The sequence below is a fragment of the Pseudomonas sp. XK-1 genome (genome assembly GCF_038069885.1).
GTDB lineage: Bacteria > Pseudomonadota > Gammaproteobacteria > Pseudomonadales > Pseudomonadaceae > Aquipseudomonas.
The window spans coordinates 483,746-498,351 of the sequence record NZ_JBBPES010000001.1 but is presented as its reverse complement, the minus strand read 5'-3'; the positions used below and the strand labels follow the sequence as shown (position 1 = coordinate 498,351).

Genomic DNA, 14,606 nt, shown 5'->3' with positions numbered 1-14,606 from the left:
CCGATGAAAGACCGTCTGTTTATCCTCAGCCAGTACCTGCTGCCCCACCACCTGCTGTCGCGCCTGATCGGCTGCGCGGCCGAATGCCAGGCCGGCTGGTTCAAGAATCGCCTGATCGGCTGGTTCGCCAAGCACTACCAGGTAAACATGAGCGAAGCGCAGATCGAAGACCTGACGACTTTTGCCCACTTCAATGACTTCTTTACCCGCGCCCTCAAAGACGGCGCACGCCCCCTGGACCCGAGCCCCGGCGCGGTGCTGTGCCCGGCCGACGGCGCGGTCAGCCAGCTGGGTAAAATCGAGCACGGGCGGATCTTCCAGGCCAAGGGCCACAGCTTCAGCCTGGTTGAACTGCTCGGCGGCGACAGCCCGCGCGCTGCGCCCTTTATGGGCGGTGAGTTCGCCACCATCTACCTGTCGCCCAAGGATTACCACCGCGTGCATATGCCGCTGGCCGGCACCCTGCGCGAGATGGTCTATGTGCCGGGCCGCCTGTTCTCGGTCAACCAGACCACCGCGGAAAACGTCCCCGAACTCTTCGCCCGCAACGAGCGCGTGGTCTGCCTGTTCGATACCGAACGTGGCCCCATGGCCGTGGTGCTGGTCGGCGCGATGATCGTCGCCTCGATCGAAACCGTCTGGGCCGGCCTGGTCACCCCGCCCAAGCGCGCCCTGAAGAGCTTCAGCTACGACGAGACCGCCCGCGCGCCCATCGTCCTGGACAAGGGGGCCGAACTGGGTCGCTTCAAACTCGGCTCCACCGCCATCGTCCTGTTCGGCCCGCAGCAGGTGCAATGGGCCGAACAACTGGCAGCCAACAGCGCCGTACAGATGGGCCAGCGCCTGGGCGACGCCGCCGCCAGCTGATGCGCTGACGCTGAACCCCTGCCAGCATCCGCAGGTCCAACGTTTAACCGACATGACCACAGAACCCAGGGCAATCCTGTGGTCAGCTCCACACCCCCGACCTTCTGCCGGCTGCGACCACGGCGAGATGCTGCTAGAGTCGGAATACAACGCATAAAATCGCCCGCACTGGCGGCGCGTCGGAGTAGCCGAGCTAGATGGATAAACAGAATTCTCACCTGATGCTCCGTGTCACCACACCGGATAAACAGAGTCTGTCATTCTGCAATGCCAGCCCGCGCGACCTGAAAACCTGGATCGCCGGCCTGCCCAAGGCCAATATCGGCGAAACTGCCCGCCAGCTGTACCAGGCGCTGGTAGAGATCAACCAGCTGCTGACCCCCTCGGACAACCGCCTGCAACTCCTGGAGATCCTGCGCCCCGAGGTCTATTTCGTCTGCAAGCAACTGGAACGTCACTTTCTCAACCAGGCCATCGTCCTCGACGAGCGTCCGCGCAAGGTCGCCAACCTGTGCCAGGCCCTGCAAAACCACCTGGCCATCGGCTACAAGCTGATCGTCACCCGCCTCGTCAGCCAGACCGGCCGCGAGCGCAACCAGCTGCTCAATATTGCCCTGCAACGCGCCACCCACAGCCTGTGCGGCCCGCTGATTCGCGCCAGCCAACTGTACTGCCCGGTCCCCGAAGGCCTGTGGCTGGAACTGCACCAGCTCTACCAGATCGCCCGTCAGCGGGGCCTGCAGAAAACCCTGATCCGCGACCCGCTGGCCTCCCATGCCCAGGGCCTGAGCGTCGAGCAGAGCTATCTGGTCGCCCTGCTCCTGGGCTGTGCGCGCTGCAACCAGATGCGCCAGAACGCCATTGCCCGCCTTGCCGAAGTCCTCGAACCCTGGAGCACCCTGGTCACCCTGCAAGCCGGCGAGACCCCATCCAGCCTGTTCGCCATCGCCCCCCAGCAAGACGGACCACCCCGCTACACCTCCCTGTTTCAAGCCAAGGAACTGCCCAGCACCCTCGGCATAGACCCCGGCAACCTGGTCGACGCGATCAAGGAACACCTGCTGCTGCCAGCGGAAGACCTGGACAAGTCCCGCCTAGTCGCCCCCGAAGGCTTTAGCCAGGACATGCTGCAACACCTGGCTGCCGCCTGGGGCGATATCGCTGAGCGCACCTTTCAGCGCAGCCAGGCCAGCGGCCAGCTGACGATCTGTATCGGCATGAGCGCGCTGCATTTCTTCCTCGCCGGGGAGCGCCCCTTCCACGAAGTGCTGCAACTGCCGAACCAGAAAACCACCCCGGTATTCAAAGTCGATAGCGGGGCACCGGACATCTGGTCGAATGCCTTCGATGTGCGCAAGGTCAGCGAGTGGGATCAGCGCCTGCCCATGGAGGAAATCCAGTACAGCAAGCCACAGCAAGCCCTGGAGCCCGGCGGTAGCAACGACCCGGAAAGCTACCCGGTCTATCCGCTGTCGATCGTCAATATCAGCCCCGGAGGCTACTGCCTGTCCTGGCCCAAGGACGTTCCCAACCAGCTCCAGGCCGGCGAACTGCTCGGCGTCCAGGGCCTGCCGCAGCAGGGCTGGAGCATCGCGGTGGTGCGCTGGATCCGCCAGGTACGCGGTGGCGGCACGCAAATGGGGATCGAACTGATCGCCCCGCACGCGCAGCCCTGCGGCCTGCAACTGATGCGCAAGGCCGAACAGAACAGCCAGTACCTGCGCGCCTTGCTGTTGCCAGAAATCAGCGCCATCTCGCGCCCGGCCAGCCTGATTACTGCCCGCCTGCCGTTCCAGGAAGGCAACAAGGTGCTGATCAACAGCAACGGTCACGAGAAGCGCGCCATACTCAGCCATCGGCAGACCAGCACCGGCAGTTTCAACCAGTTCGAATACCGCAGCGTCGAACAACCGCCCGGCGACCACGGGAAGCCCGTCACAGCGGCGAAAAGCCACGGCGCAGGTGGGGAGGAAGACTTTGACTCACTCTGGAAGTCGCTGTAGATTGCCCCCGCATCCCCTTTTGTCGCCTTTTCGCGCCCGTTTGGCGCAGACTTGATCGAAGCCATGGCCATCGAAAAAAAAACTATTCGGCTACTGATTCTCGAAGACTCGCAAAACGAGGCCGAGCGCCTGGTCAGCCTGTTCCGCAACGCGGGCCGGGCAACCCGTGTGCATCGCCTGAGCTCCAGCGAGGACCTGCTCGACGTCCTGCAGCAAACCTGGGACCTGCTGATCTGCGCGCCAAGTAGCGAACAGCTGCCGCCCACCGAGGCCATCGGCTGCATTCGCCGCCTGGCCAAGGACATCCCGGTTATCCAGCTGCTGGCCGACAACGATTCCGACAGCGTCACCGAAGCCCTGATGCTCGGTGCCCAGGACGCCCTGCCGCAAGGCGAGGATGAACGCCTGGTGCTGGTGGCCAAGCGCGAGCTGGCCAATCTGGAGGAACGCCGTGCCCGCCGCGCCTCCGAAGTGGCCCTGCGCGAAGCGGAGAAGCGCTGCCAGCTGCTGCTCGACAGCTCCGTCGATGCCATCACCTATGTGCACGACGGCATGCATATCTACGCCAACCGCGCCTACCTCGAACTCTTCGCCTACGAAGATGCCGACGAGCTCGAAGGCATGCCGATGATCGACCTGATCGATGGCAGCGACCAGGCCAGCTTCAAGGACTTTCTGAAAAACTACCAGAGCGTGGAAGGCCACGCCGAGCTGGCCTGTACCGGGATCAAGGCCAACGGCCAGGGCTTCCCGGCGCAGATGAGCTTCTCCCCGGCCACCTACGATGGTGAGCCGTGCATCCAGGTGGTGATCCGCGCGCAAAGCGGCAACGCCGAGCTGGAAGAGAAACTGCGCGAAATCAGCAGCCAGGACCTGGTCACCGGCCTGTTCAACCGCACCCATTTCCTCGAACTGATGGACTCGGCGGCAGAGCGTGCGGTCAACGCCGGTCAGCCCGCCTGCCTGGCCTACATCCGCGTCGACCGCTATGCCGCGCTGCTCGCCGATGTCGGCCTGGCGGGCATCGATCTGCTGCTCACCGACCTGGCCAACCTGCTGCGCGCGCACTTCAACGGCGAAGCCCAGATCGCCCGCTTCGGCGACGATGTGTTTGCCGTGCTGCAACCGGGCCAGGTGCCGGAAAAGTGCCAGGAGCATCTCGCTGCACTGCTGAAGAAGGTCGAAGGCCATCTGTTCGATGTCAGCGGCCGCACCGTGCAGACCAGCCTGTCGATTGGCGTCGCCGGCCTCAACGAGAAGACCGCCAAGGCCCAGGAAGTCGTCGACCGCGCCCACCGCTGCGCCGACGAGCTGAAAGAAGGCAACGCGCTTAAGGTATTCAACCCGGCCGACGAACTGGCCGCCGCCGCCAGCCGCGGCAATATCATCGCGATGATTCAGCAGGCCCTGGAAAACAACAGTTTCCGCCTGCTGTTCCAGCCGATCATCAGCCTGCGCGGCGACAATTTCGAGCACTACGAAGCGCTGCTGCGCCTGGTCAGCCCGCAAGGCGAAGATATCCCGCCCCTCGAACTGTTCACCGCGGCCATGGGGGCCGGCATGGCGGAAAAGATCGATCGCTGGGTCATCCTCAACTCGATCAAGCTGCTTGCCGACCACCGCAGCAAAGGCCACAACACCCGCCTGTTCGTCCATCTGTCGAGTGCCAGCCTGCAGGACCAGACCCTGCTGCCCTGGCTCAGCGTCGCCCTGAAAGCCGCGCGCCTGCCTTCCGATTCGCTGGTCTTCCAGTTCAGCGAACCGGATGCAATCGCCTACCTGAAACAGGCCAAGAGCCTGACCCAGGGCCTCAACGAACTGCACTGCAAGGTCGCCCTGAGCCAGTTCGGCTGCTCGCTCAACCCGTTCAACACCCTGAAGCATCTGCATATCGATTTCGTCAAGATAGACAGCTCCTTCTCCCAGGACCTGGGCAATGCGGAAAATCAGGAGGCACTGAAAACCCTGCTGGCCAGCCTGCATTCCCAGGCCAAACTGACCATCGTGCCCTTCGTCGAGACCGCCAGCGTGCTGGCCACCCTCTGGCAGGCCGGGGTCAACTATATCCAGGGCCATTACCTGCAGGGCCCGAGCCAGTCGATGGACTACGACTTCTCGGCAGGCGACGAGTAGAGCCACTCAGGTACGAAAAATGGCCACAAAAAAGCCGCCCTCGGGCGGCTTTTTGTTTACTTGCCTGTCTTACTCCAGGCCGTCGCGATCGCGAAAGCCGAGCAGGTACAGAATGCCATCCAGCCCCAGGGTCGAAATCGCCTGCTTGGCCGACTGTTTGACCAGCGGCTTGGCGCGGAACGCCACACCCAGGCCGGCAATCGCCAGCATCGGCAGATCGTTGGCCCCATCGCCCACGGCGATGGTCTGTTCCAGACGCAGCCCTTCCTTGAGCGCCAGCTCGCGCAGCAGATCGGCCTTGCGCTGGGCATCGACAATCGGCTCCACCGCCACACCTGTGACCAGGCCGTCGACTATCTGCAGCTCGTTGGCGAACACATAGTCGATACCCAGCTTTGCCTGCAGCTGCCTGGCGAAGTAGGTGAAGCCGCCGGAGAGGATCGCGGTCTTGTAGCCCAGGCGACGCAGCTCGCTGAACAGGGTTTCCGCCCCCTCGGTCAGGCGCAGCGAGGCACCGATATCGGCCAGCACGCTTTCCGGCAGGCCCTTGAGCAGCGCCAGGCGATCGCGGAAGCTGGCGGCAAAATCCAGTTCGCCACGCATGGCCCGCTCGGTGATCTCGGAAACCTGCTCACCGACGCCGGCGGCCTTGGCCAGTTCGTCGATCACCTCGGCCTCGATCAGCGTCGAGTCCATGTCGAACACCGCCAGACGGCGGTTACGACGGAACAGCGAATCGCGCTGGAAGGCGATATCGACGTTCAGCTCCTGAGCCACGCTGAGAAACTCAGCACGCAAGGCGGCTGGGTCGGCGGGCTCGCCGCGCACCGAAAACTCGATGCAACCCTTGCCCTGCTCGGCCGGCATATCCAGCGGCATGCGCCCGGAGAGGCGGTCGATATGGTCGATATTCAGGTCATAGCGCGCGGTGATCGCACTGACCCGCTGCAACTGCTCGGCGGTGACCTTGCGCGTCAGCAGGGTGACGATATGCCGAGCCTTGCCCTGGCCGCTCACCCACTGCTGATAATCCGCCTCGGAGACCGGGGTGAAGCGCACCTGCTGATCGAGCTTGTAGGCAGTGAACAGGATGTCCTTGAGCACGGCCGAAGCAGCGCCGCTGCTGGGGATCTCCACCAGAATGCCGAAGGACAGGGTGTCGTGGATAACGGCCTGGCCAATGTCGAGGATATTCACCCCGCCTTGGGCCAGCACTCCGGTGATGGCGGCGGTCAGGCCGGGACGGTCTTCACCGGTGATATTGATCAGGACGATTTCGCGCAAGGCGCACTCTCCGAGACAGTATGAATTGCAGGCGACCTGGCAAACACTCAACAAGCCGCACAAAAGGCGCACATTCTACCCAATATCACGGCCATACCACCACGCACGGCGCTTTGCCCGCCGCGGGGTGGCCGCTATACTGCGCGCCAACTCCAGTCGACAAGAGCCGAGCCCCGTGAACCGGCCCGCCCCCGTTAAACCCGATAATTTCTTCCTGTTGCTGTTCCAGGCCCTGCGCCAGCGGCGCATTCCCCTGGCGCTGCGCATCGTCAGCCATAGCCTGCTGCTGGTGGCCCTGGCCCTAGTGATCTACGGCTGGGTGATCGGCATGCAGTTCAAGCACGCCATGCAGCAGCAGGCCGAAGCCCTGGGCACCAGCCTGATCACCCAGACGGCGACCTCGGCCACCGAGCTGCTGGTATCCAACGATATCCTCAGCCTCAACGTGCTGCTCAATAATCTGGTGAAAAACCCGCTGGTGGCCCACGCCGCCATCTACAGCGTGGACAACCGCATCCTCGCCGAAGCCGGCGCACGACCGAGCAAAAGCATGCTGGGGGAGACCGAGGGGCTGTATTCGACCCCCATCACCTTCCAGGAGGTGATCGCCGGGCAACTGCGCATCAGCCTGGATATGCAACAGTTCCAGCAGCCGATGACCATCAGCCTGCAGAGCATGGGCATTCTCAGCGTGATCCTGCTGGCCCTGACCCTATCCTTGAGCATGCGCCTGGGCCGGCATATCTCCACCCCGCTGCTGCAGCTGCGGGTCTGGCTGCGTGACCCGGACGACCCCGCCCCCGGTGCCGGGCGCCAGGATGAAATCGGCGACCTGGCGCGCCAGCTGCAAGCCCGCCTGGTGCCGGAAAAGCCAGAAGTCCAGCCCCTCGACGAGGAACCGGACAGCGACGACTACCTGGACGAGCAGTTCGACGAGGAGCCCGATTTCCAGGTACCCAACCTGCACGAACCGGATTTCGCCGACCTCGATGAGCAGCAGTCAGCACCTGCCGGCCTGAATGCGGACAACGCATTTGAGGAAGACCCCTTTGCCGAGCTGCGTGATGAGGACGAGGATCAGGACGATCTCGACCAGGCTCCCGCCCCTGTCAGCGCCCCCGTTGCCAGCAGCGAGCCGCAGCCCAGTGCCGTCCTGGCCATCCAGCTGGGTGCCCAGGAGCAACTGCGCCGCCTACCCCGGACGCGCCTGCTGGAGCTGCTGCAGCACTACCGCGACTGCCTGGATCAGGCCGCGGCACTCTATCAGGCCGAACTGCACACCCTGAGCGACGGCAGCAGCCTGATGCTGTTCCATCGCCAGGACAGCGGCGAAGACTACCTGACCCACGCTCTCTGCTGCGGCGAGCTGATGCGCGCCCTGGGCCACGCCCTGCAGATTGAAGTGGCCGACAGTGGCATCACCCTGCAGTTGCAGCTGGGCCTGACCCTCGGCGAAGACCTGCTCGACCTGAGCCAGGGCGACCTGCTGCTTAGCGAAACCGCCCAGAATGCCCTGGCCCTGTCGCAGCACAGCCGTAACCTGCTGCTGGTCGAGCGCAGCGTCGCCGACGACCCGCTGGTGCGCCAGTGCGCGCGCATTCGCGCCATTGCCAGCCCGCAAGGGGCATGCTGCGTGGAACGTCTGCTGGACCCTTACCCGGCGCTGCTGGAACGGCAACTGGCGCGTATGCACGAGAGCCACTGAGGCCACGGGCCTGCCTGGCGGCGGCCCGGCTCAAAAGCCTTTACTCAGAAACGAAAGACTTCGCCTTCGATACGCTGCGGTTCAGCCACCGGAATCTGCGGTTCCGACGGCTGCGGCGCGGGCTTGCTCGGCGCACGCTTGGGTGCCGGCTGCACCGCCACCGGAGCCGGCGCGGCATATTCCTCGACGGCCACGGCCAACTGCTCGACCAACTGCTGCACCACCAGACTCTGCGCCCGCACCTGATCGGCGATGGACCCCTGATGGGCTTCCTCCAGGCGTACCAGACGACCATCGAGCAGCTTGCCGTCGGCCGCCGAAAGACGCCATTGCGCCTCCAGCACCGCGGGGCGCAACGGCCCCGAGTCGAGCCGGGTAATCGACAGGGCAACCTTCACCTGAGGGGTGAACCCCGGAGCGGCAGGAGCCGCGACCAGGCGCTGACTGTTGAGCCGCGAAGCCAGCTGGCGGAGCAACTGCTGATCCAGTTCGGCGGCCAGATTACCGGCCCAGCGGGCACTCTCGGCCGAAGTCAGGCTGCCATCCAGCTGACGCTGCAGCAGGGCCTCGCGCTGCAGATAATCGGCGATCGAAACCGGCCCGAGCAGCACTGCCAGCCCTTGGCTGGCCGTCGGCACACTCAGGTTGCCGCCATCGAGCTGGTACAGTGCCGTCTGCTGGTAGCGCGCGCAGCCCGTCAGGCCAAGCACCCCCGCCAGCAGCAGGACAACAGGAAATCGCATTACAGTCATGACCACACCCAGCCGGCAAACGCGCCGGCGTGTCTAAATAAATGGCAGATGCGCATAAACGGAGCGACGCACCACAAGGCCGCCTATCATCCGCCAAAGCGGCGCGCGACTCCAGCGCAGCACATCAACGCCAGACCAGCCGCGCCCTTACTGCGCCGCTTGCCCGACAATCAGGCAGACACCTCGACCAGCAGGCTGTCGACACGCTGGAAGCCGCGCGGCAGCTTGTTGCCGCGGCGGCCGCGCTCGCCCTTGTAGTGCTCCAGATCATCGGCCTTGAGCGACAGGGTGCGCTTGCCGGCCTGCAGCACCAGGGTCGCGCCCAGGGGCAGCACGGCCAGGTCGGTCAGGTATTCCTCGCGGGATGCCACACGCTCGCCCGGAATGCCGATGATCTTGTTGCCCTTGCCCTTGCCCAGCTGCGGCAGATCGCGCACCGGGAACAGCAGCAGACGGCCTTCGGTGGTCACCGCGGCCAGCCAATCTTCTTCACGATTGCCCAGCGGTTTCGGCGGCACCACCAGCGCCCCCGCGGGCAGGCTCAACAGCGCCTTGCCGGCCTTGTTCTTGGCCTGCAGGTCTTCGCCCTTGACCACGAAGCCGTAGCCGGCGTCCGAGGCAATCACATAGAGCGCGCTGTCGTCCGGCAGCAGCACACACTCGAAGGTCGCCCCCGGCGGCGGCTGCAGGCGGCCGGTCAACGGCTCGCCCTGACCACGCGCCGAGGGCAGCGAATGGGCCGCCAGCGAGTAGCTGCGTCCGGTGGAGTCGATAAATACCGCGTACTGGTTGGAGCGTCCCGGTGCCGAAGTCTTGAAGCCGTCGCCGGCCTTGTAGGACAGGCCGGTGGCGTCGATATCGTGGCCCTTGGCGCAGCGCACCCAGCCCTTTTCCGAGATCACCACGGTGACCGGCTCGGTGGGCATCAGCTCGGTTTCGCTGAGGGCCTTGGCTTCGGCGCGGGCGACGATGGGCGAACGGCGATCATCGCCATAGGTTTCGGCGTCCTTGATGATCTCGTCGCGCACCAGCTTCTTCAGCTTGGCTTCGCTGCCGAGCAGGGCCAGCAGCTTGGCGCGCTCCTTGGCCAGTTCGTCCTGCTCGCCGCGGATCTTCATTTCCTCGAGGCGGGCAAGCTGACGCAGGCGGGTGTCGAGGATGTAGTCGGCCTGGATATCGGTCAGACCGAAGCGTTCCATCAGCACCGGCTTGGGCTGATCCTCGGTGCGGATGATATGGATCACTTCATCCAGATTGAGGAAGGCCACCAGCAAGCCTTCCAACAGGTGCAGGCGCTTCTCGACCTTGTCCAGGCGGAACTGCAGGCGGCGGCGCACGGTATTGACCCGGTACTGCAGCCACTCGGTGAGCAGGGTGCGCAGGTCCTTGACCGAGGGCTTGCCGTCCAGGCCGATGACGTTGGTGTTGACCCGGTAGCTGGACTCCAGCTCTGTGGTGGCAAACAGGTGCTGCATCAGCTCATCGGCATCCACCCGGTTGGAGCGCGGAATGATCACAATGCGGCACGGGTGCTCGTGGTCCGACTCGTCGCGCAGGTCGGCGACCATCGGCAGCTTCTTGGCCTGCATCTGCGCGGCAATCTGCTCCAGCACCTTGGCCCCGGAGACCTGATGCGGCAGCGCGGTGACCACGATATCGCCGTCCTCGACGCGGTACACGGCGCGCATACGCACCGAGCCCTTTCCGGTCTGGTAGATCTTCAGCAGATCGGCGCGGGGCGTGATGATTTCCGCCTCGGTTGGATAATCCGGGCCCAGCACGTGCTCGCACAGCTGCTCGACCGTGGCACTCGGCTGATCGAGCAGGCGCACGCAGGCTGCGGCGACTTCGCGCAGATTGTGCGGCGGCACGTCGGTGGCCATGCCCACGGCGATACCGGTGGTGCCGTTCAAGAGGATATTGGGCAGGCGCGCCGGCAGGGTCGCTGGCTCGTTGAGGGTGCCGTCGAAGTTCGGCACCCAGTCCACGGTGCCCTGACCCAGTTCGGTGAGCAGCACTTCCGAGTAGCGCGACAGGCGCGCCTCGGTGTAACGCATGGCGGCAAAGGACTTGGGATCATCCGGCGCACCCCAGTTGCCCTGACCGTCGACCAGGGTGTAGCGGTAGCTGAACGGCTGGGCCATCAGCACCATGGCTTCGTAGCAGGCGCTGTCGCCGTGGGGGTGGAACTTGCCGAGCACGTCACCGACGGTACGCGCCGACTTCTTGTGCTTGGAGTCGGCGTCCAGGCCCAGCTCGCTCATGGCGTAGACGATGCGCCGCTGCACGGGTTTCAGGCCGTCGCCGATATGCGGCAGCGCGCGATCCATGATCACGTACATGGAGTAGTTGAGGTAAGCCTGCTCGGTAAAGTCGGCAAGGGAACGGCGTTCGACGCCGTCCAGGCTCAAATCGAGGGATTCGCTCATGCGTGCCTCATTGCAAGGTGGATTGGCGCAGCATCAGGGTGCCGCCGCGCTGGGTAAATTCGAGTTGTTTCAGGGCACTCATGCCCAGTAATACGTCATCGCCGCCCATACCGGGGGCAATCAAAGCCTCTACATCGGTCAGGACGATATCGCCCAGTTGCAGGCGCTCAAGCCGGGTGCGATGGGCAGTGGCGCGGCCATTGGCGGTGCTGATGACGATCGCCGCGCCAGCCTGCAAACCCAGGCGCTGCGCAACTTCAGTCGGCACCGCGACCTGGGTCGCACCGGTATCGAGAAGGAAGCTCACCGCCTCGCCATTGATCTTGCCGCCTGCCATATAGTGGCCCTGGCGACTGCTGGCCAGGTGCACTTCGACATAGCCGCTGCCATGCAGCGACTCAGGGTTGGCATTGGGGTTGCGCCGACTCTCTTCCCAGTCGCCGAAGAACTTGGTCGCCAGCAACAAGGCTGCGCCCCAGGCCAGCACCAGCATCACGCGCCCGGCCCGCTTGCCCGCCGGCTGCTCGCTCACGGCTTGCCGCCCCAGCCGCCTTTGGGTGCGGCAAAGCGCCAGACAATCGGCCGCGACTCACCGTCGGCACGGCTGAAACGGCCATTATCGACCCCGATCCAGGCCCCTTCTGCGTCGACCCACAGGGCCTCCGCCAAGCCATAGGACGGCGGATAGCGGCGCTCGTCGGTCAGCGCCTCGGCGGCGAACGACCAGCAATGTTCGACCTCGCCATCGCTCAGCTTGCGTCGACAGATGCGGTGAGCCTGACGTTCAAGGGTAAAGAGTTTTTCGTTGTGAAAGGCCAGCCCCGAGAAATCCCGCGGCTCCTCGCCCTGCGCGCCCAGCTGCGCCGGCCCGGCCTCGTTGCCCGCCTCGCTGAACAGCACGCAACCGCCGGTGCAGCGCCAACCTGCGCTCTGCCGATGCACCACCAGCACGCCGCGACGCATGCGCTCGGCCGCCAGGTACAGGCGCTCGCCGGCCGGATCAACGGCGACCCCTTCGAGCAGCGAGTTGTAATGCAACATCATGCCGCTGGCCCGCGCCTGGCGCAGCATGCCGCTGGGCAAGGCCAGCCATTGCGGCTCGCCCACCAGGGGCAGCTGCAACACCTCGGAGCGGGTTTCGCTGACCAGGTAGCGATTACCCGCGGCGTCGCAACTCAGCCCTTCGAAATCCAGCTTGCCGCCGCGCAGCATGCCGGCTACCCAGCCGCGCATGCGCAGTCCCCAGGGCATGCGCGCCTCGGGCGCTGGCGGGGCGATAAACGACTCGGCTTCGGCGCGCATAAGTCCCGCCTCGGGCTGCAGCCGGTACAGGCGGTCGTCCTCGCGGTCCGATACGGCCCAGAGTCCATCGCCGCACCAGGCCAGCCCGGAGAGGTTGCCGCCGGCAATGCCTGCGACCGGGTACTCGTCGAGCAGTTGCAGCTCCTCCAGCTCTGGTTCCGCGGCCAGGGCCGAGGAACCGCAAAGCAACAGGGCGGCAAATAGTCGCCGCATCAGAGCAGCACCTCGGCCAGGTTGCCCTTGGACTCCAGCCAGGATTTACGGTCACCGGCGCGTTTCTTCGCCAGCAGCATGTCCATGATTTCCTGGGTGCCGGGGTAATCCTCCAGGGTCAGCTGCACCAGACGCCGGGTGTTGGGGTCCATGGTGGTTTCGCGCAGCTGCGGCGGGTTCATCTCGCCGAGACCCTTGAAGCGGGTGACCTGGGGCTTGCCGCGACGCTTCTCGGCCACCAGGCGATCGAGGATACCGTCGCGTTCGGCCTCATCCAGGGCATAGAAAATCTCCTTGCCCAGGTCGATGCGATACAGCGGCGGCATGGCCACATAGACATGCCCGGCATCCACCAGCGGGCGGAAATGCTGGACGAACAGCGCGCAGAGCAAGGTGGCGATATGCAGGCCGTCGGAGTCGGCGTCGGCGAGGATGCAGATCTTGCCGTAACGCAGCTGCGCCAGGTCGTTGGAGCCGGGGTCGATACCTATGGCCACGGCGATGTTATGCACCTCCTGGCTGGCCAGCACTTCGCCGACATCCACTTCCCAGGTGTTGAGGATCTTGCCGCGCAGCGGCAGGATCGCCTGGAACTCTTTGTCCCGCGCCTGCTTGGCGCTGCCGCCGGCGGAGTCGCCCTCGACCAGAAACAGTTCGGAGCGCATCGGGTCCTGCCCGGCGCAGTCAGCCAGCTTGCCGGGCAGCGCCGGACCCTGGGTGATGCGCTTGCGCTCGACCTTCTTGCCGGCCTTGAGGCGGCGGTTGGCGTTGCTGATCGCCAGCTCGGCGAGCTGCTGCCCCAGTTCCGGGTGGGCGTTGAGCCACAGGCTAAAGGCATCTTTCACCACACCGGAGACAAAGGCGGCTGCCTCGCGGGAAGACAGGCGCTCCTTGGTCTGCCCGGAGAACTGCGCGTCCTGCATCTTCATCGAGAGGACGAAGGCAATGCGCTCCCAGATATCTTCCGGTGCCAGCTTGACCCCGCGCGGCAGCAGGCTGCGGAACTCGCAGAACTCGCGCATGGCGTCCAGCAGCCCCTGGCGCAGCCCATTGACGTGGGTGCCGCCCTGGGCCGTGGGAATCAGGTTGACGTAGCTTTCCTGCACGCTGTCGCCGCCTTCCGGCAACCACAGCAGGGCCCAGTCCACCGCCTCCTTGTTGCCGCTGAAACTGCCGACAAAGGCCTCGTTGGGCAGGCGTTCGAATTCGCTGACTGCATCCATCAGGTAGGAGCGCAGGCCGTCTTCATACAGCCACTCGACCCGCTCGCCGCTGGCCTTGTCCTCGAAGCTGACCGCGAGCCCTGGGCAGAGCACGGCCTTGGCTTTCAGCACATGCTTAAGGCGGCTGACCGAGAACTTGTGCGAGTCGAAATACTTGCCGTCCGGCCAGAAATGCACGCTGGTGCCGGTATTGCGCTTGCCCACCGTGCCGACCACTGCCAGGTCGCTGGCCTTGTGGCCATCGGCGAAGCTCATCTGGTACTCGTTGCCGTCGCGCTTGACCTTGACGATCACGCTGGTCGACAGCGCGTTGACCACGGAAATGCCCACGCCATGCAAGCCGCCGGAGAACTGGTAGTTCTTGTTGCTGAACTTGCCGCCGGCGTGCAGTTTGGTGAGGATCAGCTCGACCCCGGGCACGCCCTCTTCCGGGTGAATGTCCACCGGCATGCCGCGCCCATCGTCGAGCACCTCCAGGGAGTTGTCCTCATGCAGGATCACCTGGATCGATTTGGCGTGGCCGGCCAGGGCTTCGTCGACGCTGTTGTCGATGACTTCCTGGGCCAGGTGGTTGGGGCGGCTGGTGTCGGTGTACATGCCCGGGCGTTTGCGCACCGGGTCGAGGCCGGAAAGGACTTCGATGGCATCGGCGTTGTAAGAGCTAGAACCTTGCTGGGCCATGGGGTCTCTTGTTC

The 14,606-nt window shown here is 64.8% G+C and carries 10 protein-coding genes; 4 read left to right on the top strand and 6 right to left on the bottom strand.

Features of this window, described 5'->3' with window-relative positions; genetic code table 11:
* Positions 1-3: 3 nt before the first annotated feature.
* From asd to WMW70_RS02150, 3 genes are all read left to right on the top strand, one after another.
* Positions 4-867 (top strand): archaetidylserine decarboxylase, encoded by an 864-nt coding sequence (gene asd / locus WMW70_RS02160; protein ID WP_341435876.1) that lies wholly within the window; start codon positions 4-6, stop codon positions 865-867.
* Between the two features lie 197 nt (positions 868-1,064).
* Entirely contained in the window at positions 1,065-2,870 is a 1,806-nt protein-coding gene (locus WMW70_RS02155) for a molecular chaperone (protein WP_341435875.1), read from the top strand.
* A gap of 63 nt (positions 2,871-2,933) precedes the next feature.
* Positions 2,934-5,003 carry an EAL domain-containing response regulator gene (locus WMW70_RS02150; RefSeq protein ID WP_341435874.1) on the top strand — a complete coding sequence of 690 codons (2,070 nt, stop codon included), beginning with the start codon at positions 2,934-2,936 and terminating at the stop codon, positions 5,001-5,003.
* 69 nt (positions 5,004-5,072) lie between these two features.
* Here the strand turns inward: WMW70_RS02150 and serB are convergent, their stop codons facing one another.
* Positions 5,073-6,287 carry a phosphoserine phosphatase SerB gene (gene serB, locus WMW70_RS02145; RefSeq protein ID WP_341435873.1) on the bottom strand — a complete coding sequence of 405 codons (1,215 nt, stop codon included), beginning with the start codon at positions 6,285-6,287 and terminating at the stop codon, positions 5,073-5,075.
* Between the two features lie 175 nt (positions 6,288-6,462).
* Here serB and WMW70_RS02140 point away from each other — a divergent pair, with 175 nt between their 5' ends.
* Entirely contained in the window at positions 6,463-7,992 is a 1,530-nt protein-coding gene (locus tag WMW70_RS02140) for an AhpA/YtjB family protein (RefSeq protein WP_341435872.1), read from the top strand.
* Between the two features lie 44 nt (positions 7,993-8,036).
* Here the strand turns inward: WMW70_RS02140 and WMW70_RS02135 are convergent, their stop codons facing one another.
* From WMW70_RS02135 to parE, 5 genes are all read right to left on the bottom strand, one after another.
* The gene (locus WMW70_RS02135) at positions 8,037-8,744 is read right to left on the bottom strand and encodes a PqiC family protein (RefSeq protein ID WP_341435871.1); all 708 of its coding nucleotides are present in this window, start codon (positions 8,742-8,744) and stop codon (positions 8,037-8,039) included.
* 170 nt (positions 8,745-8,914) lie between these two features.
* Positions 8,915-11,173 (bottom strand): DNA topoisomerase IV subunit A, encoded by a 2,259-nt coding sequence (gene parC / locus WMW70_RS02130; RefSeq protein WP_341435870.1) that lies wholly within the window; start codon positions 11,171-11,173, stop codon positions 8,915-8,917.
* 7 nt (positions 11,174-11,180) lie between these two features.
* The gene (locus WMW70_RS02125) at positions 11,181-11,705 is read right to left on the bottom strand and encodes a retropepsin-like aspartic protease family protein (protein ID WP_341435869.1); all 525 of its coding nucleotides are present in this window, start codon (positions 11,703-11,705) and stop codon (positions 11,181-11,183) included.
* Complete coding sequence (locus WMW70_RS02120; protein WP_341435868.1) at positions 11,702-12,688, bottom strand: esterase-like activity of phytase family protein; 987 nt, start codon at positions 12,686-12,688, stop codon at positions 11,702-11,704. Before WMW70_RS02120 ends, WMW70_RS02125 begins: the two co-directional genes overlap by 4 nt.
* On the bottom strand, positions 12,688-14,592 hold the full coding sequence (gene parE / locus WMW70_RS02115) for a DNA topoisomerase IV subunit B (RefSeq protein ID WP_341435867.1): 1,905 nt from the start codon (positions 14,590-14,592) through the stop codon (positions 12,688-12,690). Before parE ends, WMW70_RS02120 begins: the two co-directional genes overlap by 1 nt.
* Positions 14,593-14,606 lie beyond the last annotated feature (14 nt).